A 21,812-nucleotide genomic window follows, 5' to 3' on the forward strand; every position below is an offset into this window, starting at 1 on the left:
CGGCATGCCTGAAAAGACCAACAGAATATCCTTCCAGGGCGAGCCGGGCGCCAATTCCGACACCGCCAGCCGCAACATGTTCCCTTCGATGGAGCCGTTGCCCTGCCCGACCTTCGAGGATGCGTTCAGCGCGGTCGAGACCGGCAAGGCCGACCTCGCCATGATCCCGATCGAGAACACCATTGCCGGGCGCGTCGCCGATATCCATCATCTCCTGCCGGAATCGAAGCTGCACATCATCGGCGAATATTTCCTGCCCATCCATTTCCAGCTGATGGTGCTGCCGGGCGTCAAGCGCGACGAGATCAAGACGGTGCACAGCCACATCCACGCGCTTGGCCAGTGCCGCAAATACATCCGCAAGAACGGCTGGAAGGCGATCGTCGCCGGCGACACGGCTGGCGCCGCCAAGATGGTCTCCGAGGTCAAGGACCGCAGCATGGCGGCGCTGTCGCCGGCCCTGGCAGCGACCCTCTACGGGCTCGATATCATCGAGCAAAATGTCGAGGACACCGACTCAAACGTCACCCGCTTTGTCGTCCTGACCAAGAACAAGCTATGGGCCGAGCGCCCGTCGCCTGACGTCAAGATGATGACGACCTTCATCTTCCGTGTCCGCAACGTGCCGGCCGCGCTCTACAAGGCGATGGGCGGCTTCGCCACCAACGGCATCAACATGACCAAGCTGGAGAGCTACCAGCTGGGCGCTTTCACGGCGACGCTGTTTTACGCCGACATTGAGGGCCATCCCGACGACCCGCTGGTCAAGCTGGCGCTGGACGAGCTTCGTTTCTTCTCGCGCGAAGTGCGGATTCTGGGCGTCTATCCGGCCAGTGAGTCGCGTGAGCAGTGGAAGGTGGCGGACTGATCGCTACTGGGCATGATCTCCGGACAAACGAACCGTTTGTCCTAGAAAACCGGTTTCCCCTTTTCGGGACCATGCCCTAAATCACCGCGCCTAGCGGCACATAGTCGATCTCCATGAAGGTCTCGACCTCCGGCACCCAGCGGTCGCGCACGAAGGCGACATGGTCGGGATGGTCGTTGTACCTGTTGTAGGCAGCCTGGTCGGCGAACTCCATCGAGAAGCCAAAACGATAGTCGTTCTTGGGGCTGATCTGCCGCAATTGCTCGAAATGCGTGACGCCCCTGATCGCGGTGAGGATTTTCTTGGCGTCGACCAGGAACCGCTTTTCCTCCAGCGAATGCGGCGGATGCTTCAGCGTGAAAACGACGGTGTGACGGATCATGTCCTGCTCCTGCAATGTCTTTCGGTGTTCGCTGCCATCATTCCGAGTCGACCCAGGCGCGGATAAGGTGATGCGCAATGGCGCCTTTCGGCGGCGTGACCAGATTGTCCTTGTGCGTCCTTTCCAGCATCAGGCGCACCTCGTCGCGAAAAAACCAGCGGCAGTCCTCAAGCTCGTTGAGATCGGCCTGGATGTCGTCGTTGAGCGGCTCGCCGAAGCAGCCGATCATCAGCGAATAGGGAAACGGCCAGGGCTGGCTGGCGTGGTAGACGACGCGGCCAAGCCGGATGCCGGCCTCTTCCAGCGTCTCGCGGCGCACCGCCGCCTCGATCGTCTCGCCCGGCTCGATGAAGCCGGCAAGGGCCGAGTACATGCCCGGCGCGAAATGCCGGCCGCGCCCGAGCAGGCACTTCTCCCGCGTTGCCGTCAGCATGATCGCCACCGGGTCGGTGCGCGGAAAATGCTCGGTGCCGCAATTCGGGCAATGGCGCTTGTAGCCGCCCGCCCGCATCTGCGATTCTGTACCGCATTTGCTGCAGAAGCGATGGCTGGCATGCCAGGCAAGCAGGGCCGCCCCTTGCGCCATCGCGCCAGCCGCCGCCTCGTCGATCAGCCCTTGCATGTAGACCGAGCGGTAGTCGATGGCCTTGACTGTTTCCGGAAGCTGTTCGGGTTCGACGCCGGCGGGCACGGCCAGCACCGGTCCTCGTTCGGAAAAGCCGAGCAGGATGCCTTGCGCCAGGGAAACCTTGAAGGGCTCGCTCTCGGTGGCGCCGAACCAGGGATCGAGAGCGCCGCCATCGCCGAGCTTCAGATAGAGCCGGCCGCCATGCATCAGAAGCAGCCGCGTCGCCGGATCGGCCAGCGCCTTGTCGACCGAGTCGTCGGCCCGGTTCTCGGACTGCCGGTCGATCGTGTTGCCGGCGAAGCCGACGAACTGGCTCGGCTCGCGCAAAGGCGCGTCAAACAGGCGGAAGCTCATGGGGACTCTGGAATATGTTGAGGGATGGACACTGGGAACGCTTATAGCGCCGCCTTGATCGTTTCGGCAAACCGTCGCAAGTCGGAACGTTGATAGGGCTCTCGCAGGCCATGTCCCCACACAGGGCCTGGCCAGCCGGGATCGCCTTCCGAACGCGCGATGACATGGATGTGCAGCTGGCGCACGATGTTGCCGAGGGCGCCGGTGTTGATCTTGGCGCAGCCGGTCGCCTTCTTCAGCGCCTGCGCCACCATATTGGTCTCGAAGGTCAGCATCGCCTGGTCGAGCGGCGTCATGTCATGGATTTCCTCCGCGCCGGGCCGCTGCGGCACCAGCAGCAGCCATGGCCAGCGGCGGTCGTTCATCACCCGCAATTCGCACAGCCCAAGCCACATCAACTGTTCGCTGTCCGCCTCCAGCCGTGCGTCCAGCGTAAATCCGGCCTCCAGGCCCGGCAACATCGGCGTTTCCCTTGCTTTTCTTGGTTTGCTCAACACATGAAGGCTAGAGCGGCGGCAAGGGGGCTGCAAGCGAATCATTGCGCCCTCACGGTTTGGTGCGCCGATTCGACATTTAACGATTTCTTCGGCGGACTTGCATTTCGTCGCGCAATTGCCGATATGGAAAGCGGGAGGTTGGTGGTGGACGATCCACTCGCCAACCGGGTCAGGTCCGGAAGGAAGCAGCCCTAACGAGCCCGGAACGGGTCATTGTTCCAGCCTCCCACCTCATCGGCCCCTCTCGCGACATTGACGACGCATTGCAGCGCGGGCGAGACTATGCGCAGGAATCGGCCGCCTTCGGGCGCGGCCATTTGGAGCTTTACGGGCGTATGAGCGAAGCCGGAAATTCGGGACCAAAAAGCCTGGAGATAGGCAAGGCCGCCGCCTATCGCGTGCTGGCGCGCAAGTACCGTCCTTCGAATTTTTCCGAGTTGGTCGGCCAGGAGCCGATGGTGCGCACCCTCACCAATGCCTTTGCCACCGGCCGCATCGCCCAGGCCTGGATGCTGACCGGCGTGCGCGGCGTCGGCAAGACCACGACGGCGCGCATACTCGCGCGGGCCCTGAATTATAAAACCGCCGATATCGACCAGCCTTCGGTCGACCTCGCCGTCCTCGGCGAACATTGCCAGGCGATCATGGAAGGCCGCCATGTCGACGTCATCGAGATGGACGCCGCCTCGCACACCGGCATCGACGACATCAGGGATATCATCGAGCGCGTTCGCTATGCGCCGGTCTCGGCCCGCTACAAGGTCTACATCATCGACGAAGTGCACATGCTGTCGACGCAGGCCTTCAACGGCCTGCTGAAGACGCTGGAAGAGCCGCCGCCGCACGTCAAATTCATCTTCGCCACCACCGAAATCCGCAAGGTCCCGATCACCGTCCTGTCGCGCTGCCAGCGCTTCGACCTGAGGCGCATCGACGCCGGCGCGCTGGTCGCGCATCTGTCCTCGATCTCGGCCCAGGAAGGCATTTCTGTCGACGACGACGCGCTGGCGATGATCGCGCGCGCCGCCGAAGGCTCGGCCCGTGATTCGCTTTCCATCCTCGACCAGGCGATTGCCCATGGCGCCGGCTCTGTCGGCGCCGATGCGGTTCGGGCGATGCTCGGGCTCGCCGACCGCGCCCGCATCGTCGACCTGTTCGAACATGTGATGAAGGGCGATGTGGCGGCAGCCCTTGGCGAATTCCGTGCGCAATATGACACCGGCGCCGATCCAGCCGCCGTGCTGACCGATCTTGCCGAATTCAACCATCTCGTCACCCGGCTGCGTTTCGTGCCGACGGCCATCGAGGATGCCTCGCTATCTGAGGACGAGCGGCAGCGCGGCGCCGATTTCGCCAGGACGCTGTCGGTCAGGGTGCTGTCGCGGACATGGCAGATGCTGCTCAAGGGCATTCCCGAAGTGCAGTCCTCCAACCGGCCGGTCAGTGCCGCCGAAATGGTGCTGATCCGGCTGGCGCATGCCGCCGATCTGCCGACGCTGGACGAGGCGCTGAGATCGCTCGAGGGCGCTGCCCCCATGCAGAATGGCGCGCCGCGCCCGAATGGGACGCCGGCAAGTTCCGGCAATGGCGGTGGTGCCAGCGCGGTGGCGCAGACGCGCATGCCATCCGGATCGGGCGGGGCACAGAGCATGCGGCTGGTCGAAGCCTCGCCTGCTGCCGTTGCCTACGTCGCTCCGCCGGAGCCTGCCATGGAATCGGCGCCGCTGAAATCGCTGGCCGACATCATTGCGCTCGCCGATGCGCAACGCGACATCGCCTTCAAGGTGCTGGTCAAGAGCTGCATCCGGTTCGTGCGTATCGAGCCCGGCCGCATCGACGTCGGCCTGACCAGCGATGCGCCCAAGATGCTGCTCAACGACCTGACGACGAAGCTTCGCGCCTGGACCGGCCGCAGCTGGCTGGTCTCGCTGTCAAAGGAAGAGGGCGGCCAGACGCTCGCCGAAATGGAATCGGCCAAACGCGAGACGGCATTTCTCGATGCCAAGAGCGATCCCACCGTGGCCGCCATCCTGGCGCGCTTTCCCGGTGCCAAGATCATCGACGTGCGCATTCCAGACGCGCCGGAAGCCGAAACGACAGAGGCTGAAGTGCCGGTAGAGCCGCCGGCTGACGACGATGAAACCTGATCCAGCCACGAATCCGCAAAGGACCCGACCATGAAAGATCTTCTCGGCCTGATGGGCAAGGCGAAGGAAATGCAGGCCAAGTTCCAGGCCATGCAGGACGAGATCGCCACGCTGGAAGCGTCCGGCCAGGCCGGCGGCGGCCTGGTCAATGTGACGCTGACCGGAAAATTCGAGATGAAGTCGCTGAAGATCGATCCGTCTCTGTTCAAGGAAGACGATGTCGAAATCCTGGAAGACCTGGTGCTGGCCGCTCACAACGACGCCAAGACCAAGGTCGAGCAGATCATGCAGGAAAAGACCAAGGCGCTGACCGCAGGTCTGCCGATCCCGCCGGGAATGAAACTGCCCTTCTAGCATTCGGCGCGCGCGCCCATGATCGCCATGACCGAAGAGCCCTCCGAAAGACTGATCGAGCAGCGTATCCGCAACAGGATCTACGAGATCCTGGAAATCCTGGCCGATTGTGACGACGGCGTCGATCTCGTCGGCATCAAGGGTTATTTCTATCTGTTCGAGGATTTCGTCCATCGCCCGTCGATCGAAGCCGGCACATCGGCGCTTTCAAAGGACGAGCGCGCGATCGTGCTGGAGATCGCCGAATTCCTGGAGGCGGCAAGCGAGACAAATCCGGACTTCACCAAGGCTGAGTTCATAGACAGCGACTGGCCGGCAAAGATCGCGCCGACGGCCAGGGAGGCGCGGACGCTGTTCCTCCGGCGCGGCCTGTTTTCGGAGAAGGTCGAGGAGCTTGAGCCCGGCCAGCCGGCGGCCATTACAGTGGGGCACTAATTCACTTTTAGGCCATGCAGCTGTACCAATTTGGCAACAGAGCCTCATCAATAACGTTTTGGCCATCATTTTGCCCGAAAGTGTCTCATTCTTGCCGCAGCCTGGGGGCGGGGCATGGAAGTGAGAGGGTTACCTGTTGATTGCCACGCGATGGAAGACGCCGCTGTTGCTCTGCGCCGTCATTTCACCCCTGTTTTTGGCTGCCTGCAGCCAGACCACGTCACACGGCATGTCCGTCGCCAGCCTGACCGACGCCATCACGCCGGGTTTCCTCAGCTCACGGGCCTACAGCCACACGCCGAAGGACAAGGAATGCCTGGAACGGGCGATGTTCTTTGAATCCAACCGATCGAGCCGCGACGGCATGATCGCGGTCGGCACGGTGGTGATGAACCGGCTGCGCTCCGGCAAGCACGGCAGCACCATCTGCCAGGTGGTGGGCGAGCGCGGGCAGTTCGCCCCCGGCGTCATGACAAGGCCGATGAATTCACGCGCAATGCCCGATGTCGAAGAGGCTGCCGAGGCGGTGCTCAAGGGTGAGCGCAAGGCCAAGCTCAAGAACACCATGTTCTTCCACACCGCCGGCTTACGCTTCCCCTACAAGAACATGCACTACACCATGGTTGCCGGCGGCAATGCCTTCTACGAGAAGCGCGGCCGCAACTGGCAGCCGCTGCCGGACGAGCCGCAGGTCGCCATTGCCTCGGCGGCGCCGCAGAAGCCAGCGGAGCCGGTGACGATGGTCGCGTCCGCCGAGCCGGTGCGTCCGGCCAAGCCGGCCACCGTCCGGTCCGTCCCTGCCCAGCAGACCTATATGACCGCAGCCGCCGCGCCGACCGCGAAATCCGCGCGTGTCTCGGCGGAGCCGACGGTGGTGGCGATGCAGGAGCCGATGGAGGAACCGGATGCCGCCCGTTTTGGCGGAACCTTGAACACAAGGACAAGGGTCATCTCCTCGGTCGAGGAAGCGCCGCAAGAGGCGTCTATGGGATTCCAGTCGACGCCTGAGAACACCGACGCTGTCGGCGCGATGATCGTCAGCCAGGGCCGGCCGCTCGAAACCAACTGATCTGCTCTCCATGGTCCCCATGGGCCCCGCCCATTTTGGTCCGCCAAGGCCAATATGGCGGTCATGCATATGCGGATGTTCCAAAGCGCTCTGAAAAATCCTAGATCAGAGCGATGTCGAAGCGAATCGCCGGTCCCGAGATCGAACGTCTGATCCAGCTCCTGGCCAAGGTGCCGGGGCTGGGTCCCCGGTCGGCCAGGCGTGCGGCCCTTCATCTGATCAAGAAGAAGGAGCAGCTTTTGTCGCCGCTTGCCGCCGCCATGGCCGAGGCGGCCGACAAAGTGCGCATCTGCTCGACCTGCGGCAATGTCGACACATCGGACCCTTGCATGATCTGCACCGATCCGCGCCGCGATGCCGGCACCATCATCGTCGTCGAGGACGTCTCCGACCTGTGGGCGCTGGAACGCGCGGCGGCGATGAATGTGCGCTACCACGTACTCGGAGGCACATTGTCGCCGCTCGACGGCATCGGCCCCGACCAGCTCAACATGCGCTCGCTGGTCGACCGCGTTGCCGGTGGCGAGGTCAAGGAGATCATCCTCGCCGTCAATGCGACGGTGGAGGGCCAGACGACCGCGCATTACCTCACCGATCAGTTGTCCGGCTTCGACATCAAGGTGACACGGCTCGCGCATGGCGTGCCGGTCGGCGGCGAACTCGACTATCTCGACGAGGGCACGCTGGCCGCGGCGCTACGCTCGCGGACGGCGTTTTGACGCAATTGGCGGGGATGCTTGCTGAGATGACTGCCACGGAACGCAACCTTCGCAATCTCATCTCTGCACTTCTTCTGGCCGCGCTAGCCAGTCTCTTCATTTCCACCCCCGCCTCCGCCGCAAAGATCGACGACCAGTTCCGCGCCTGGCTGCAGAACGACCTGTGGCCGCAGGCCAAGTCACAAGGCATTTCCAAAACCACCTTCGATGCCGCCTTCGACGGCATCAAGCCCAATCTGAAGCTGCCCGACCTGGTCAAGCCGGGCGATAAGGCGACCACGCCGCGGAAGCAGCACCAGGCCGAATTCGGCTCACCCGGCGCCTATTTCGCCGAGAAGACCGTTCGCGCGGTGACGGCGGGCGGGCGGGCGCGCGAAGCCACCAATGCCAGGACACTTGCATCAATCGAAAAGCGCTACGGCGTGCCGGGCGAAGTGCTGCTGGCGATCTGGGGCCGCGAGACCGGATTCGGCGCGGCAAAAATACCCTACGACGCCTTCGAGGTGCTGGGCACCAAGGCGTTCATGTCGACCAGGAAGGACTTCTTCCGCACCGAGTTGCTTGCTGCACTCGAGATCGTCGAGCGCGGGCTGGCTCCGGTCGGCGCGATGAAATCGTCCTGGGCCGGAGCGCTCGGCCAGCCGCAATTCATGCCGACCTCGTTCCTGAAACATGCCGTCGATTTCGACGGCGACGGCCGCGCCGACATCTGGAACTCGACGCCGGACGTGCTGGCCTCGATCGCCAATTATCTCGTCCATTACGGTTGGGTAAAGGGCCGTGGCTGGGGTTTCGAGGTGACGGTGCCGGAAAGCGTTTCCTGTTCGTTGGAAGGCCCGGACCAGGGCAAGAAAATCTCGCAATGGGCTGATATCGGCATCAAGCGCGTTGGCGGCAAACCGTTTCCGGCAAGTGAGCTGAAGGCCGAGGGTTTTCTGTTGATGCCGGCAGGGCGCAGCGGCCCGGCCTTTATCGCCACACCCAATTTCTACGTGCTGAAGCAATACAACACCAGCGACCTCTACGCGCTGTTCATCGGCCACGGCGCCGACCGCATCGCCCATGGCGATGGCAATTTCGCCGGCAGCTGGGGCGCGGTTGGCGGGCTCCACCGTTCGGACATCGCCGCTCTGCAACGCGCGCTGGAAGCCCAGGGCTATGATGTCGGCAGCGCCGATGGCCTGCCCGGCTTCAAGACCCGCCGTTCGATCGGCACTTGGCAAGCCAAGAACGGGCGCGCCGCCACCTGCTTCCCTGACGCCGGCCTTGTCGCGGCTCTGAAGTAGCCGCGACATTCGCCAGATTTTCCCGATCGGCAGCCTCTATTGGCTGGCTTATGCGTCGACATCCACCGGCCTTTCTGGCCCATTGAGCCGTCGTATAAATGCTCGTTGCCCGCCACGAGGCCGCCGGATATGGTGTTGACCAACTGGACAAAAACCGCAACGGTAAGAGGTCAGTGGGGCCGTCTCAAGGCCCGAAAAGAATTCCACAACCCTGAGCCGGGAACTCAGGTCAACAAACAACAAAACAGGGAACGATCACGATGATGATGGAAAAGTTTGCTCTACGCTCTCGCTTCCTGCTCGCGGGTGCAGCCATGTCCGCGCTGCTTCTGGCCGGCGCACCCGCCGGTGCGGTCACGCCCGCCGACACGCTGGTCGAAGGTTTCGCGATCGACGACATCATCTCCATGGATCCGGGCGAGGCGTTCGAGCTGTCGACCGCCGAGGTCACCGGCAACACCTATGATCTGCTTGTCCGTCTCGACCTCAGCGACACCTCCAAGGTCAAGGGAGACCTTGCCGAAAGCTGGACCGTCTCCGACGACGGCCTGACCTACACATTCAAGCTCAAGCCCGGCCTGAAATTCGCCTCCGGCAATCCGATCACCGCCGCCGACGTCGCCTGGTCTTTCGAACGTGTGGTCAAGCTCGACAAAAGCCCGGCCTTCATCATCGGCCAGTTCGGCATCAACGGCGACAACGTCGCCGAGAAGGCCAAGGCGGTCGACGAGACCACCTTCCAGTTCACCGTCGACAAGGCCTATGCCCCGAGCTTCGTGCTGAACTGTCTGTCGGCAACGGTCGCGTCGGTGGTCGACGCCAAGCTGGTCAAGGAACATGTCGCTGCGGTGACGCCGAGCGCCGACTACAAATGGGACAATGATTTCGGCAATGCCTGGCTGAAGACCGGCTATGCCGGCTCCGGCGTCTTCAAGCTGCGCGAATGGCGTGCCAATGAGGCAGTCGTTCTCGAGCGCAACGACAATTACTACGGCGAGAAGGCCAAGCTTGCCCGCGTCATCTACCGCAACATGAAGGAAAGCTCGGGCCAGCGCCTGGCGCTCGAAGCCGGCGACATCGACGTTGCCCGCAATCTCGAGCCGAACGATCTCGACGCCATCGCCAAGAATGCTGATCTGACCTCGACCAGCGCGCCGAAGGGCACGGTCTATTACATCAGCCTCAACCAGAAGAATGCCAACCTTGCCAAGCCGGAGGTACGCCAAGCGTTCAAATACCTGGTAGACTATGATGCGCTGAGCTCGACGATCCTCAAGGGCATCGGCGAAATCCACCAGACCTTCCTGCCCAAGGGCGTGCTCGGCGAATTGGATGAGAATCCGTTCAAGCTCGATGTCGCCAAGGCCAAGGAATTGCTGGCCAAGGCCGGTCTGCCCGACGGCTTCAGCGTAACCATGGACGTACGCACCGGCCAGCCGACGACCGGCATGGCGGAATCGATCCAGCAGACGCTTGGCCAGGCCGGCATCAAGCTCGAGATCATCCCGGGCGACGGCAAGCAGACGCTGACCAAATATCGCGCCCGCAACCACGACATCTATATCGGCCAGTGGGGCCAGGACTATTTCGACCCGAATTCCAACGCCCAGACCTTTGCCTCGAACCCGGACAATTCGGATGCGGGCAAGTCCAAGACGCTCGCCTGGCGCAACGCCTGGGACATTCCGGACCTGACCAAGGAAACGGAAGCAGCACTGCTCGAGAAGGACGCCGGTAAACGCGCTGACATGTACAAGGATCTGCAGAAGAAGATCCTGGACACCAGCCCCTTCGTCGTCATCCACCAGCAGCTGGAAGTCGCCGGCCTGCGCAAGAACCTCAAGGGCTTTGCGCTCGGCCCGAGCTTCGACAGCAATTTCGTCGGGCCGGTGTCCAAGGAATAGTGCTCGCGGACACGCCGCATGAGCACGGTTGAAAAGGAAGTGGCGGCGGGGCGTGGCAGCGCCCGCGCCGTCGCTATTGCGTCATCGCTTGGCCGTTTCCTGGTCATTGCGATCACGACCTATCTTGGTCTGCTCGCGGTCACCTTCTTCATCGGCCGCGTCATTCCGATCGACCCGGTGCTGGCGGTGCTCGGCGACCGGGCGCCGGCCAATGTCGTCGAGCGCACGCGCCGGGAGATGGGCCTCGACCTGCCGTTGATCGAGCAGTTCTACATCTATGTGAAAAATGCCCTGAACGGTAATTTCGGCATCTCCGTGCTGACCACCAATCCGGTCATGACCGACATTCGCCGGGCGCTGCCGGCCACCACCGAACTGGCGACGCTGGGAACGCTTATCGGGGCGCTGTTCGGCGTGCCGCTCGGCGTGCTGGCGGCGGTCAAGCGCGGCAGTCTCATCGACCAGATCGTGCGCATCATCGGCCTGATCGGCTATTCCGTGCCGATCTTCTGGCTCGGCCTGCTGGCGCTGGTGCTGTTCTATGCCAAGCTGCAATGGGTTGCCTTCCCGGCGCGGCTCGACGTCGTCTACGAATACACTTTTACGCCGATCACCGGCTTCTATCTCCTCGACTCCGCGATGCAGGGGCAGTGGGACGTGTTTTACGACGCCTTCCGCCACATCATCCTGCCGGCATCGCTGCTCGGCTACTTCTCGCTCGCCTATATCAGCCGCATGACGCGCTCGTTCATGCTCAACGAACTGTCCCAGGAATACATCGTCGCGGCACGCGCCAAGGGCCTGTCGGAAACCCGCATCATCTGGGGCCACGCGCTGCGCAATGCGGCGGTGCCGATGGTGACGGTGATCGCGCTCTCCTATGCCGGGCTGCTCGAAGGCTCGGTGCTCACCGAAACAGTGTTCTCGTGGCCGGGCATCGGCCTTTACATCACCAATTCGCTGCAGAACGCCGACATGAATGCGGTGCTCGGCGGCACCATCGTCATCGGCTCGGTTTTCATCGCCATCAATCTCCTCTCCGACCTGCTGTATCGGGTGCTCGATCCGAGGACGAAGGTTCAATGAGCAGAGGTATTCCACTTTCGGGCCTAGAGCAGTTCACCGTTTCACGGAAACGGCGACCCGCTCTAACTCCTTATTTTTACGCAATTCCGGACGGAAAACCGTTTCACACTTTTCCTGGAATTGCTGCGGCCAATCACCCCCACTCCGGCCCTTCGGGCCACCTCTCCCCCTGCCCGGGGGAGAGGAAAAGCCGGTCGCACGCCCGGCGCCTTTCATCTCCCCCGTCGAGCGGGGGAGAGGTGGTCTGCGAAGCGGGCCGGAGTGGGGGTCGACAGTACCAAGAGGCATCGTCATGACCGCCTCCGACGCCCGCCCTCTCTCCCGTCGCGACTGGCTGCTCAGCGAGCGGCCGGCCTCGCGCATGCAGGCAAGGCTCGGTCGCGCCTATGTGGCGTGGCGGCGCTTTTCCGCCAACCGTCTGGCCTTTCTCGGCCTGCTCATCATCGTTGCCCTGCTGGTCGTTGCCGCCCTTGCCGGCGTGCTGGCACCTTATTCTCCGACGTTCGGCGACCTGAAGAACGCGCGCCTGCTGGCGCCGAGCGCCGAGCACTGGTTCGGCACCGATGATCTCGGCCGCGATATCCTGTCGCGCATCCTCTACGGCTCGCGCTGGACCCTTTATGTGGTCATCCTGGTCGCCATCATCGCGGCACCGATCGGCCTTCTGGTCGGCACGGTGGCCGGCTATGCCGGCGGCTGGACCGATGCCATCCTGATGCGCATCACGGACATCTTCCTCGCCTTTCCCAAGCTGATCCTGGCGCTGGCCTTTGTCGCAGCACTTGGCCCCGGCATCGAGAATGCGGTGCTGGCCATCGCCATCACCTCATGGCCGCCCTACGCCCGCATCGCGCGGGCAGAGACGCTGACGGTGCGCAATTCCGATTACATCAAGGCGGTGCAGCTGATGGGCGCCTCGCCCTTCCGCATCGTGCTGCGCCATATCATGCCGCTTTGCATTTCGTCCCTGATCGTCAGGGTGACGCTCGACATGGCCGGCATCATCCTGACCGCCGCCGGGCTCGGTTTCCTCGGCCTCGGCGCGCAACCGCCGCTGCCCGAATGGGGCACGATGATCGCGTCGGGTCGCCGCTTCGTGCTCGACCAGTGGTGGGTGGCCGGTGCGCCGGGCTTCGCCATCCTCATCGTCAGCCTCGGCTTCAACCTGCTCGGCGACGGCCTGCGCGACGCGCTCGATCCTCGCAGTGGTGACCAATGAGCAGGGAAACGAAGACGCTTCTCGACGTCGACGACCTGCGCGTCACCTTCCCGACCCGCACCGGTCTAATCGAGGCGGTGCGCGGCGTTTCCTTTTCGCTCGGCCGCGAACGGCTCGGCATCGTCGGCGAGTCGGGCTCGGGAAAATCGCAAACCGGCCGCGCCATCATGGGGCTGACGCCGCCGCAGGCCTGGATATCGGCCAACAAGCTCGCCTTCGACGGCATCGACCTGCTCAGCGTCTCGGCGCGCGAACGTCGGAAGCTGCGCGGCAAACGCATCGCCATGATCCTGCAGGACCCGAAATATTCGCTCGACCCTGTCATGAGCATCGGCCGCCAGATCGTCGAGACCCTGCGCACCCATGAAAAGGTCGGCAAGGCCGAGGCACGCGACCGCGCATTGGCCATGCTGGAGGCGGTGCAGATCCGTGATCCCTCTCGCGTCTTCAACCTGCATCCGCATGAAGTTTCGGGCGGCATGGGCCAGCGCGCCATGATCGCCATGATGCTGATCGCCGGTCCGGAAATGATGATCGCCGACGAGCCGACCTCGGCGCTCGACGTCACCGTGCAGCTTGATGTGCTCGGCATTCTCGACCGGCTGGTCAGTGAGCGCGGCATGGGGCTGATCTTCATCTCGCACGATCTGCGCCTGGTCTCGTCCTTCTGCGACCGCGTCATCGTCATGTATGCCGGCAAGGTGGTAGAGCAGCTCAAGGCGTCCGAACTCGGCCATGCCCAGCATCCCTACACGCGCGGCTTGCTCAATTGCATGCCCAAGATCGGCGCCGACCGCCACCCGCTGCCGGTGCTCGACCGCAAGCCGGAGTGGGCGGTATGACTTCCGCGATTGCCGTCGACAGGCTGGAAGTGATCTTCGACCGTTTTCGCGCACTGAAGGGCGTCAGCCTCGACGTGCAGCCGGGCGAATCCTTCGGCCTGGTCGGTGAATCCGGCTCTGGCAAATCGACGCTGCTGCGGGCCATCGCCGGCCTTGCACCGGTCGCTTCGGGCGGCATCGCCGTCAACGGCAAGACGCTCGGCGCACGCCGCGACAAGGCCTTCTACCGCGAAGTGCAGATGGTCTTCCAGGATCCGTACGGCTCGCTGCACCCGCGCCAGACCGTCGACCGTCTGCTGCAGGAGCCGCTTGCCATCCATGGGTTTGCCGACGGCGAAAAGCGCATCCAGCGGGCGCTCGACGAGGTCGGCCTCGGCAACGGTTTTCGGTTCCGCTATTCGCACCAGCTCTCCGGCGGCCAGCGCCAGCGCGTGGCGATTGCGCGTGCACTCATTCTCGAACCGTCGATCCTGCTGCTCGACGAGCCGACCTCGGCGCTCGATGCCTCGGTGCAGGCGGAAGTGCTCAACCTGTTGGAAGAGGTACGCAAGCGGCGCAAGCTGACCTTCCTGATGGTCAGCCACGACCTCGCCATCATCACCCATATGTGCGAGCGGCTGATGGTGATGCAAAGCGGCGAGGCGGTGGAGAATCTGGCGGCGGCTGAACTTGTCGAACGCCGCGTGACCAAGGATTATACGCGCAATCTTTTGCGGGCCAGCGATGGGTTTGTGAGAACCGCCTGAATTCGTTTTCTCTTTTGCGCCGAACAACCATCTTGGGGACTGCCCGTGGAGGAATGGAAATTTGCGGATCCGCCCAATCTCGCGGTGTTGTCGGACAAGAGCCTATTTAAACGTGGCGACTGGATCGCATACGTTGTGCATGAAGATGACGACGACGACAGCTACAACGACGAAGGTGGCAGTTGGCAATTCTACAGTAGCGACATTCGAGATTGGGATGAACGCGAGATAATGCTCGTAGGCCTGCAAGAGGTGGTTCAACTGGATGAAACCATCCTGGAGTTGGCCGATTTGCCGAAACGTTGGCGTGCTTGGCGCGCCTCGAAATCGTTGCCATGGCGGCGCGCCAAGTCACGCCCCGTACCCTCCAACGACAACGAGTGACCCGCCAAAGCCTTAAGTCTGGGCTTGCACCGGTTCGCCGCTCTCCACGGGTGGCTCTTCCTGGGCTTTCGGCTCCTTGATCCTGAACCACGTCACATAAAGCGCCGGCAGGAACAGCAGCGTAATCGCCGTGCCGGCAATGATGCCGCCCATCATGGCATAGGCCATCGGCCCCCAGAACACTTCACGTGCGATCGGGATCAGCGCCAGGCTGGCGGCGGCGGCCGTCAGCGCGATCGGCCGCATGCGGTGTTCCGTCGCTTCGATGACAGCGGCCCAGCGGTCCTTGCCTTCCCGGACGAGATCCTCGATCTGCACGATCAGGATGACCGAATTGCGGATCAGGATGCCGATCAGCGCCAGCACGCCGAGGATGGCGACGAAGCCGAGCGGTGCTCCGCTCGGCACCAGGGCCGCCACCACGCCGATCAGGCCGAGCGGCGCCACGGCCACCACCAGGAACAGGCGCTGGAAACTCTGCAACTGCACCATCAGGATCGTCGCCATGACGAACAGCATCAACGGCACGACGGCGGCGATTGGTCCCTGGCTTTTGGCACTCTCCTCGACCGAGCCGGCGGTGGCGATCGAATAGCCCGGCGGCAGCTTGGCGGTGAAGGCATCGACCGACGGCTTCAACTCGTTGACGACGGTGGCCGGCAGCACGTCGCCGACCAGTCCGGCGCGCACGGTGATGGTCGGGATGCGGTCGCGTCGCCACACCGTTGGCTGCTCCAGATCGTAGCGGAAGTTGGCGACGGCCGCGAGCGGGATCGCCTCGCCGGTACTGGTCGGCAGCTGCATGTTCTGCAAGGTTTCGATCGAGCCGCGTTCGGACCCACGCGAGCGCGCCACGACATTGATCAGATAGGTGGCGTCGCGCACCTGCGTGATGGTGGCGCCGCCGACCGTACTGTTCAGCGCGCTGGCGATGTCGGAGGAGGTGATACCGAGCTGGCGTGCCTTGTCCTGCAGCACGTCGACCCTCAGCACACGCTGCGGCTCGTTCCAGTCGAAGGTCGGCGCTGCTAGCTTTGGATTGGCGGAGATGACACCGGCGAATTGCTGCGCCAGTTCGCGCACCGTCTGGATGTCGGGACCGCCGACGCGATATTGCACCGGGCGGCCGACCGGCGGTCCGAGTTCGAGCGGCTTGACGAAGGCGTCGGTGCCGACGAACTCCTCGCGTAGCAGTTTTTCAAGCGCCGGCTTGACCCGGTTGCGGGCCGCGATGCTTTTGGTGACGATGACGGTCTGGCCGAAATAGGGGTTGGCCGGCTGCACGTCATAGGCGAGCACGAAACGCACCGCGCCCTGGCCGATATAGGACGAAAAATGGTCGATGTCGGGATTGCCGACCAGCGCCCGCTGCTCGAACCGCTCCATCTGGTCGCGCGTATCGGCGATCGAGGCATTCTGCGGCAGGTTCCAGTCGACGATCAGCTCCGGCCGGTCCGATGGCGGAAAGAACTGCTGCTGCACCAGCCCGAAGCCGGCGATCGAGCCGGCAAACAAAAGCACGGTGACGATGATGGTCAGCCAGTGATGGCGCACCGAGCCGACAAGCACGCGCCGGAAAAGCGAGGTGAAGCGGCCAGGCTGGTCGTGATGCTTGGCTTTCATTGTCGCCGGCAGGATGGTGACGCCGAGCAGTGGCGCAAACAGCACCGCAACGATCCATGACACCAGCAGCGAAACGGCGATGACCACGAACAGGGTGAAGGTATATTCGCCGGCGGCGCTGTTGTTGAGGCCGATCGGGATGAAGCCGGCGACCGTCACCAGCGTACCGGTCAGCATCGGAAAGGCGGTCGATGTGTAGACATAGGTCGCCGCCTTGCGCAGATTGTCGCCGACCTCCAGCCGCGCCACCATCATCTCGACCGCGATCATCGCGTCGTCGACCAGAAGCCCGAGCGAGATGATCAGCGCCCCCAGGGAAATACGCTGCAGCGAAATGCCGAGATAAGCCATGACCGTGAAGGTGATGGCCAGCACCAGCGGGATCGACAGCGCCACGACGAAGCCGGCGCGCATGCCGAGGCTGATGAACGACACGGCGAGCACGATGGCGACCGCCTCGAACAGCGCGCGCGTAAAGCCCGAGACGGCCTCCTCGACGATGACCGGCTGGTCGGCCACCAGATGCACGCCGACACCGACCGGCAGGTCGGCCAGCACCTTGTCCATCTCCTTGTGCAGCGCCTCGCCGAATTCGAGCAGGTTGGCGTTGGGTTTCATGCCGATGGCGAGCCCGATCGCGTCCTGGCCGTTGAAGCGGAATAGCGCCGTAGGCGGATCGACATAGCCGCGCGTGATCGTCGCCACGTCGCTGAGGCGGAAGAAACGGTCATCGACCCGCAGATTGATGGCGCGCAGGCTGTCTTCGGAGGTGAACTGCCCGCCGACACGCACGCTGATGCGCTCCGGCCCGGACTGGATGACGCCGGACGGCGTGATCGCGTTCTGCGCCTGCAGGCTCGCCACGATCGCTTGCTGGTTGAGGCCGAGGGCGGCGATCTGGCGGGTCGAGAATTCGAGATAGATCGCCTCGTCCTGGGCGCCGACGAGGTCGACCTTGCCGGCGTTGGGCACGGTCAGGATTTTTGTTCTGGCGTCCTCGACATAGTCGCGCAACTGGCGCGGCGTCAGCCCGTCCGATGTGAAGGCGTAGATGTTGCCATAGACGTCGCCGAAGCGGTCGTTGAAGAAGGGTCCCTGCACCCCCTGCGGAAACTGCGCCGCGATGTCGTTGACCATGTTGCGCACCTGAATCCAGTTCGGCACGACATCGCGTGCCTTGGTGGTGTCCTTCAGGTTGACGAAGATGACGGTCTGGCCGGCCGTGGTGACGGACTTGGTGTAGTCGAGGCTGTCGAGTTCCTCGAGTTTCTTCTCGATACGGTCGGTCACCTGCTGCACGGTTTCCCTGACCGAGGCGCCCGGCCAGTTGGCCTGGATGATCATCGTCTTGATGGTGAAATTGGGGTCTTCTTCACGGCCGAGATTGAGGTAGGAGAACACGCCAGCCACGACGAAGACAAGCATGAAATACCAGACCATGGAGCGGTGGTTGAGCGCCCAGTCGGAGAGATTGAAGCCTTTCATGAGGCCCCTCCCTCGGGCACTGTCACCTTCTGGCCTTCGCTCAGGCTGTGGACGCCCGCCGTGACAACACGCATGCCGGCCTCCAGCCCCTCGGCCACCGTGAAGGTGCCGCCATTCTTCGACGCGACCTTTATGTCGCGTGCGTTCACGCTGGATGTCTGCGGGTCGACGATCCACACTTTCGCGGCACCATTCTTTTCGAACAGCGCCGACATGGGCAGTTCTATCGTCGGTGCCACCTTGGTCACGCGGGTCGCCGTCACCGTCGAGCCGAGCCGGAAGGCCTGTGGCGGATCCGTGAGCGTCAGCTTGACGCGCCGCGTGCGGGTCGAGCCTTCGGATTGCGGTGCGATCTCGCGCAGCTTGGCCCCGGTCTGGATCGTCGGCAGCGACTGCAGGATCACCTGGAAGGGCGTGCCGGCCTCAAGATCACCGGTCAATTGATCGGGAATGTCGACCACCGCCTCGCGCAGGTCCGAACGCGCCACGGTGACGACGGTCTGGCCGGGCGAGACCGTCTGGCCAACTTCGGCGCCGACCGCGGTGACGACACCGTCGAAATCAGAGAACAGCCTGGCATAGCCGAGCTGTTCCTGCGATTTGGCAAGCGAAGCCTTGGCCCGCTCGACACCTGCCTCCGCAGCTTTGCGCGCCTGCTGCGCGGCATCGAAGACAGCTTGCGTGGCGTTGGCCGAGGCGAGCAACTGGCGCTGCCGTTCCTCGCTGGCGGCGGCGTTGGCGAGCTGCGCCTCGGCATTGGACAGTTCCGCCTTGGCCGCCTGGAGGCCCAACTCCAGTGCGGTCGGATCCAGTGCCGCTATCGTCGTGCCCTTGCTGACGATGTCGCCGACCTGGACGTCGCGCGAGACGACCCGGCCAAGCAGGCGGAAGGCCAGGTCGGCGCTGACCTGCGGTTCGACGGATCCGACAAAACCGAAGATTTGCGTGGTGCGCGGCTCGATCACCATCGACAGCACCGGTCGGACGATCTCGGGCGGCTTTTCCTCCGACTTGGAGCAGGATGCCAGCGCGCCGAGCATGAGCACGCCGAGCAGGATGCGTGGCGTCCGGCTCATTGGCCCGCTCCCGATATCTCGATCGTCTGTCCAGGGCTGAGCAGCTGTCCTCCAGCGGTGACGACGCTCTGACCCGCGTCCAGCCCCTTGGCGATCACGACCGTGCCCGAATTGAACGCCAGCACTTCGACCAGCGCCATCGTCACTGCCTTGGTCGAGGGATCGACGATCCAGACCGCCGGCTTGCCGCCGCTGGACGTCAGCGCCTGCCAAGGCAGCAGGATCGCCTTCGCCGGCTTGGCGCTTACCGTGCCGATGACGGCTGCCCCAAGCGGCATGCCGGCGGGCGTGTCGGGAATGGCGATTTTGACCCGGATCGAGCCCGAAGCCGGGTCGACCGCAGGCGAGATTTCGCGGACCTTGCCCGTCGCCCTGACCTGCGGATCGGACAACAGCGTGATCGTCACCGCAGGCGACGCCGGTGTCTTGGCGATCAGCGTCTCCTGCACGTTGAACACGGCGTCGCGGTCACCGTCCTCGGCGACGGTGAAGACGGTTTGCGCGGCTTGCACCACTTGGCCGGTTTCGACTTGGCGGGCGGTGATCACGCCGGCGGCGCCGGCCTTGAGCTCGGTGAAGGACAGGTTTTGCTGGGCGTTGGAGAAAGCGCTCTGCGCGGCATCGACGCTGCCTTGTGCCACCTTCAGGGCGTGGTCCGCGGCGTCATAATCGCGCCTGGTGGTAAAACCTTGGGCGAGCAGCGTCTTCTGCCGTTCGAAGGCGGCGGCGGACTGGGTCAATTGCGCCTGCGCCGCGTCGAGATCGGCCTGCGCCGAGCGCAAATCGGATTCCTGCTCCTGCGGATCGATCCGGGCGAGCACCGTGCCTTGATCGACATGCTGGCCGACATCGACAAACCGTTCGGCGACGCGACCGCCGACCCGGAACGACAGATTGTTCAGCGTACGCGCCGCGATCACCCCGGTCAGCGAGGTCCTTGGCGCATAGTCGGCCATCGCCACCGTTTCGGTGCGCACCATGATCTGCAGTTTCTTGTCCACCGCTTCCTGCTTCTGGCAGCCGACCAAAAGCAGCGCAGCCGTGCAGGCGAAAAGCGCCGGGGCGGCTGGAAAAGACAAAAGACCGGGAGCTGGGACCGATGGCTGCGAGACGGGCGAAGTCACGTTCCTGCTCATGGGCTCCCCCGGCCGCGGGCCGCCCGCTGATCGCGATGCCTCGTGGACATCCAGAGGATAGTCGATCCCCGGGAAAAGGAAACCGGTCTCGTACGTGTATCGCCTGACTGGTTAAGCGCCGGGATCTGCGCGTCGCAGGCCCAATCGCCTGCCGGTGGTGCCGACTTGAGGAAAACGTGAAATAAGGTCAGAAGACGTCTCAACGGCATCAAACAGGACGGGCGCCGGCCCGGTGAGGGATACGATGAAGAATTCAGCCATTTCCGAACGCAAGAACCAATCGATTTCCCGCGGTGTCGGCATGACCACGCAGATTTATGCCGACCGGGCTGAAAATTCGGAAATCTGGGACGTCGAGGGGCGTCGTTATATCGATTTCTCGTCGGGCATCGCCGTCGTCAACACCGGGCATCGCCATCCCAGGGTTATCGAGGCGGTCAAGGCACAGCTCGACCGCTTCACCCACACCTGCCACCAGGTGGTGCCCTATGAGAGCTATGTGCGCCTGGCCGAACGGCTGAACGGCATGCTGCCCGGCAAGTTCGGGAAGAAGACGATCTTCGTCACCACCGGGGCCGAGGCGGTAGAGAACGCCATCAAGATCGCCCGCAATGCCACCGGCCGTCAGGCGGTCATCGCCTTCGCCGGCGGCTTCCATGGCCGCACCTTCATGGGCATGGCGCTGACCGGCAAGGTCGTGCCCTACAAGGTCGGCTTCGGCGCCATGCCGGGCGACGTCTATCATGCGCCGTTCCCGGTGCCGCTGCACGGTGTCTCGGTCGCCGACTCGCTGGCCGCGCTCGACCGGCTGTTCAAGGCCGATGTCGATCCGGCCCGCGTCGCAGCCATCATCATCGAGCCGGTTCAGGGCGAAGGCGGTTTCTACGACGCGCCGCGTGACTTCCTGGTTGCGCTGCGCAAGCTTTGCGACCAGCACGGCATGCTGCTGATCGCCGACGAAGTGCAGACCGGCTTTGCCCGCACCGGCAAGATGTTTGCGATGGATCACCATGAGGTGGCCGCAGACATCACCACCATGGCCAAGAGCCTGGCCGGCGGTTTCCCGCTGGCCGCGGTCACTGGCCGCGCCGAAATCATGGATGCGCCCGGCCCCGGCGGGCTCGGCGGCACCTATGGCGGCAGCCCGATCGGTGTTGCCGCCGCGCACGCCGTGCTCGACGTGATCGAGGACGAAAACCTGTGCGACCGCGCCAACACGCTGGGCGCAAGGCTGAAGCAGCGGCTGCAGTCGATCCGCGACGACGTGCCCGAAATCGTTGACATCAGAGGCCTCGGCTTCATGAATGCGGTCGAGTTCAACGACGTCAAGAAGGGCCTGCCGTCGGCCGAGATCGCCAATGCGATCCGGTTGAAGGCGCTCGACAAGGGCCTGATCCTGCTGACCTGCGGTGTCTACGGCAACGTCATCCGCTTCCTGGCGCCGATCACCATCCAGGACGAAGTCATGAACGAAGCACTCGACATCCTGGAAAGCTCGATCCGCGAAGTCTGCGCCGCCTGAACTTCTACCTCCCCCTTGTGGGGAGGTCGGGCCGAAGGTCCGGGTGGGGG

Annotated in this window: 20 protein-coding genes and 1 other RNA gene; 15 read left to right on the plus strand and 6 right to left on the minus strand. The window is 63.7% G+C overall.

Features of this window, described 5'->3' with window-relative positions; genetic code table 11:
* Positions 1 to 4: 4 nt before the first annotated feature.
* A complete protein-coding gene (locus tag AC0L24_RS12695; protein WP_127807983.1) occupies positions 5 to 868 on the plus strand; it encodes a prephenate dehydratase in 864 nt (287 codons plus the stop codon).
* 76 nt (positions 869 to 944) lie between these two features.
* On the opposite strand, the gene AC0L24_RS12700 is transcribed toward AC0L24_RS12695, so the two are convergent.
* From AC0L24_RS12700 to AC0L24_RS12710, 3 genes are read right to left on the minus strand one after another with little or no spacing between them, the layout of a single operon-like run.
* A complete protein-coding gene (locus AC0L24_RS12700) occupies positions 945 to 1,250 on the minus strand; it encodes a Dabb family protein (protein WP_127268465.1) in 306 nt (101 codons plus the stop codon).
* Between the two features lie 37 nt (positions 1,251 to 1,287).
* The gene (gene nudC / locus AC0L24_RS12705) at positions 1,288 to 2,232 is read right to left on the minus strand and encodes an NAD(+) diphosphatase (RefSeq protein ID WP_128362713.1); all 945 of its coding nucleotides are present in this window, start codon (positions 2,230 to 2,232) and stop codon (positions 1,288 to 1,290) included.
* A gap of 41 nt (positions 2,233 to 2,273) precedes the next feature.
* Positions 2,274 to 2,693 carry an HIT domain-containing protein gene (locus tag AC0L24_RS12710; RefSeq protein ID WP_127807981.1) on the minus strand — a complete coding sequence of 140 codons (420 nt, stop codon included), beginning with the start codon at positions 2,691 to 2,693 and terminating at the stop codon, positions 2,274 to 2,276.
* Between the two features lie 169 nt (positions 2,694 to 2,862).
* Here AC0L24_RS12710 and ffs point away from each other — a divergent pair.
* The 13 genes from ffs (at position 2,863) to AC0L24_RS12775 (ending at position 14,920) form a co-directional block, all read left to right on the plus strand.
* Positions 2,863 to 2,959, plus strand: an RNA gene (gene ffs, locus AC0L24_RS12715) — signal recognition particle sRNA small type.
* Between the two features lie 105 nt (positions 2,960 to 3,064).
* A complete protein-coding gene (locus tag AC0L24_RS12720; RefSeq protein ID WP_127807980.1) occupies positions 3,065 to 4,876 on the plus strand; it encodes a DNA polymerase III subunit gamma/tau in 1,812 nt (603 codons plus the stop codon).
* Positions 4,877 to 4,906: 30 nt separating this feature from the next.
* Entirely contained in the window at positions 4,907 to 5,230 is a 324-nt protein-coding gene (locus AC0L24_RS12725) for a YbaB/EbfC family nucleoid-associated protein (RefSeq protein WP_013527931.1), read from the plus strand.
* Between the two features lie 27 nt (positions 5,231 to 5,257).
* Positions 5,258 to 5,665: a hypothetical protein gene (locus AC0L24_RS12730; RefSeq protein WP_128287557.1), complete on the plus strand. Its 408-nt coding sequence runs from the start codon at positions 5,258 to 5,260 to the stop codon at positions 5,663 to 5,665.
* 136 nt (positions 5,666 to 5,801) lie between these two features.
* Positions 5,802 to 6,734, plus strand: coding sequence for a cell wall hydrolase (locus tag AC0L24_RS12735; RefSeq protein WP_127319775.1), 933 nt, complete (start codon positions 5,802 to 5,804; stop codon positions 6,732 to 6,734).
* A 113-nt stretch (positions 6,735 to 6,847) separates the two neighbouring features.
* On the plus strand, positions 6,848 to 7,453 hold the full coding sequence (recR, locus tag AC0L24_RS12740) for a recombination mediator RecR (protein ID WP_027039603.1): 606 nt from the start codon (positions 6,848 to 6,850) through the stop codon (positions 7,451 to 7,453).
* A 26-nt stretch (positions 7,454 to 7,479) separates the two neighbouring features.
* Positions 7,480 to 8,739, plus strand: a complete 1,260-nt coding sequence (locus AC0L24_RS12745; protein WP_473563774.1) for a lytic murein transglycosylase — start codon at positions 7,480 to 7,482, stop codon at positions 8,737 to 8,739.
* Positions 8,740 to 8,999: 260 nt separating this feature from the next.
* Positions 9,000 to 10,643, plus strand: coding sequence for an ABC transporter substrate-binding protein (locus tag AC0L24_RS12750; RefSeq protein WP_127807978.1), 1,644 nt, complete (start codon positions 9,000 to 9,002; stop codon positions 10,641 to 10,643).
* An 18-nt stretch (positions 10,644 to 10,661) separates the two neighbouring features.
* A complete protein-coding gene (locus tag AC0L24_RS12755) occupies positions 10,662 to 11,729 on the plus strand; it encodes an ABC transporter permease (RefSeq protein WP_127319783.1) in 1,068 nt (355 codons plus the stop codon).
* A 292-nt stretch (positions 11,730 to 12,021) separates the two neighbouring features.
* A complete protein-coding gene (gene nikC / locus AC0L24_RS12760) occupies positions 12,022 to 12,948 on the plus strand; it encodes a nickel transporter permease (protein WP_127326259.1) in 927 nt (308 codons plus the stop codon).
* Positions 12,945 to 13,790 carry an ABC transporter ATP-binding protein gene (locus tag AC0L24_RS12765; RefSeq protein WP_127807977.1) on the plus strand — a complete coding sequence of 282 codons (846 nt, stop codon included), beginning with the start codon at positions 12,945 to 12,947 and terminating at the stop codon, positions 13,788 to 13,790. Before nikC ends, AC0L24_RS12765 begins: the two co-directional genes overlap by 4 nt.
* Positions 13,787 to 14,536, plus strand: a complete 750-nt coding sequence (locus tag AC0L24_RS12770) for an ABC transporter ATP-binding protein (RefSeq protein WP_027161778.1) — start codon at positions 13,787 to 13,789, stop codon at positions 14,534 to 14,536. The genes AC0L24_RS12765 and AC0L24_RS12770 overlap by 4 nt, the downstream gene beginning before the upstream one ends.
* Before the next feature lie 45 nt (positions 14,537 to 14,581).
* On the plus strand, positions 14,582 to 14,920 hold the full coding sequence (locus AC0L24_RS12775; RefSeq protein ID WP_127807976.1) for a hypothetical protein: 339 nt from the start codon (positions 14,582 to 14,584) through the stop codon (positions 14,918 to 14,920).
* A 12-nt stretch (positions 14,921 to 14,932) separates the two neighbouring features.
* Here the strand turns inward: AC0L24_RS12775 and AC0L24_RS12780 are convergent, their stop codons facing one another.
* From AC0L24_RS12780 to AC0L24_RS12790, 3 genes are read right to left on the minus strand one after another with little or no spacing between them, the layout of a single operon-like run.
* A complete protein-coding gene (locus AC0L24_RS12780; RefSeq protein WP_127807975.1) occupies positions 14,933 to 18,028 on the minus strand; it encodes an efflux RND transporter permease subunit in 3,096 nt (1,031 codons plus the stop codon).
* Positions 18,025 to 19,104 (minus strand): efflux RND transporter periplasmic adaptor subunit, encoded by a 1,080-nt coding sequence (locus tag AC0L24_RS12785; protein ID WP_127807974.1) that lies wholly within the window; start codon positions 19,102 to 19,104, stop codon positions 18,025 to 18,027. The genes AC0L24_RS12780 and AC0L24_RS12785 overlap by 4 nt, the downstream gene beginning before the upstream one ends.
* Positions 19,101 to 20,240 (minus strand): efflux RND transporter periplasmic adaptor subunit, encoded by a 1,140-nt coding sequence (locus tag AC0L24_RS12790; protein ID WP_127807973.1) that lies wholly within the window; start codon positions 20,238 to 20,240, stop codon positions 19,101 to 19,103. The genes AC0L24_RS12785 and AC0L24_RS12790 overlap by 4 nt, the downstream gene beginning before the upstream one ends.
* 244 nt (positions 20,241 to 20,484) lie before the next feature.
* Between AC0L24_RS12790 and AC0L24_RS12795 the strand changes: the two genes are divergently transcribed.
* The gene (locus AC0L24_RS12795; RefSeq protein WP_473563775.1) at positions 20,485 to 21,762 is read left to right on the plus strand and encodes a 4-aminobutyrate--2-oxoglutarate transaminase; all 1,278 of its coding nucleotides are present in this window, start codon (positions 20,485 to 20,487) and stop codon (positions 21,760 to 21,762) included.
* Positions 21,763 to 21,812 lie beyond the last annotated feature (50 nt).

The organism is Mesorhizobium sp. WSM4809 (assembly GCF_055811655.1).

Bases quoted from the DNA above. Each gene is read 5' to 3' on its own strand.
- nikC (WP_127326259.1), top strand. From the start codon at position 12,022: ATGACCGCCTCCGACGCCCGCCCTCTCTCCCGTCGCGACTGGCTGCTC.
- AC0L24_RS12730 (WP_128287557.1), top strand. From the start codon at position 5,258: ATGACCGAAGAGCCCTCCGAAAGACTGATCGAGCAGCGTATCCGCAAC.
- nudC (WP_128362713.1), bottom strand. From the start codon at position 2,232: ATGAGCTTCCGCCTGTTTGACGCGCCTTTGCGCGAGCCGAGCCAGTTC.
- AC0L24_RS12795 (WP_473563775.1), top strand. From the start codon at position 20,485: ATGAAGAATTCAGCCATTTCCGAACGCAAGAACCAATCGATTTCCCGC.
- AC0L24_RS12765 (WP_127807977.1), top strand. From the start codon at position 12,945: ATGAGCAGGGAAACGAAGACGCTTCTCGACGTCGACGACCTGCGCGTC.
- AC0L24_RS12750 (WP_127807978.1), top strand. From the start codon at position 9,000: ATGATGATGGAAAAGTTTGCTCTACGCTCTCGCTTCCTGCTCGCGGGT.
- AC0L24_RS12695 (WP_127807983.1), top strand. From the start codon at position 5: ATGCCTGAAAAGACCAACAGAATATCCTTCCAGGGCGAGCCGGGCGCC.
- AC0L24_RS12780 (WP_127807975.1), bottom strand. From the start codon at position 18,028: ATGAAAGGCTTCAATCTCTCCGACTGGGCGCTCAACCACCGCTCCATG.
- AC0L24_RS12790 (WP_127807973.1), bottom strand. From the start codon at position 20,240: ATGAGCAGGAACGTGACTTCGCCCGTCTCGCAGCCATCGGTCCCAGCT.
- AC0L24_RS12745 (WP_473563774.1), top strand. From the start codon at position 7,480: ATGACTGCCACGGAACGCAACCTTCGCAATCTCATCTCTGCACTTCTT.
- AC0L24_RS12710 (WP_127807981.1), bottom strand. From the start codon at position 2,693: ATGTTGCCGGGCCTGGAGGCCGGATTTACGCTGGACGCACGGCTGGAG.
- recR (WP_027039603.1), top strand. From the start codon at position 6,848: ATGTCGAAGCGAATCGCCGGTCCCGAGATCGAACGTCTGATCCAGCTC.
- AC0L24_RS12770 (WP_027161778.1), top strand. From the start codon at position 13,787: ATGACTTCCGCGATTGCCGTCGACAGGCTGGAAGTGATCTTCGACCGT.
- AC0L24_RS12725 (WP_013527931.1), top strand. From the start codon at position 4,907: ATGAAAGATCTTCTCGGCCTGATGGGCAAGGCGAAGGAAATGCAGGCC.
- AC0L24_RS12785 (WP_127807974.1), bottom strand. From the start codon at position 19,104: ATGAGCCGGACGCCACGCATCCTGCTCGGCGTGCTCATGCTCGGCGCG.
- AC0L24_RS12720 (WP_127807980.1), top strand. From the start codon at position 3,065: ATGAGCGAAGCCGGAAATTCGGGACCAAAAAGCCTGGAGATAGGCAAG.
- AC0L24_RS12700 (WP_127268465.1), bottom strand. From the start codon at position 1,250: ATGATCCGTCACACCGTCGTTTTCACGCTGAAGCATCCGCCGCATTCG.
- AC0L24_RS12755 (WP_127319783.1), top strand. From the start codon at position 10,662: ATGAGCACGGTTGAAAAGGAAGTGGCGGCGGGGCGTGGCAGCGCCCGC.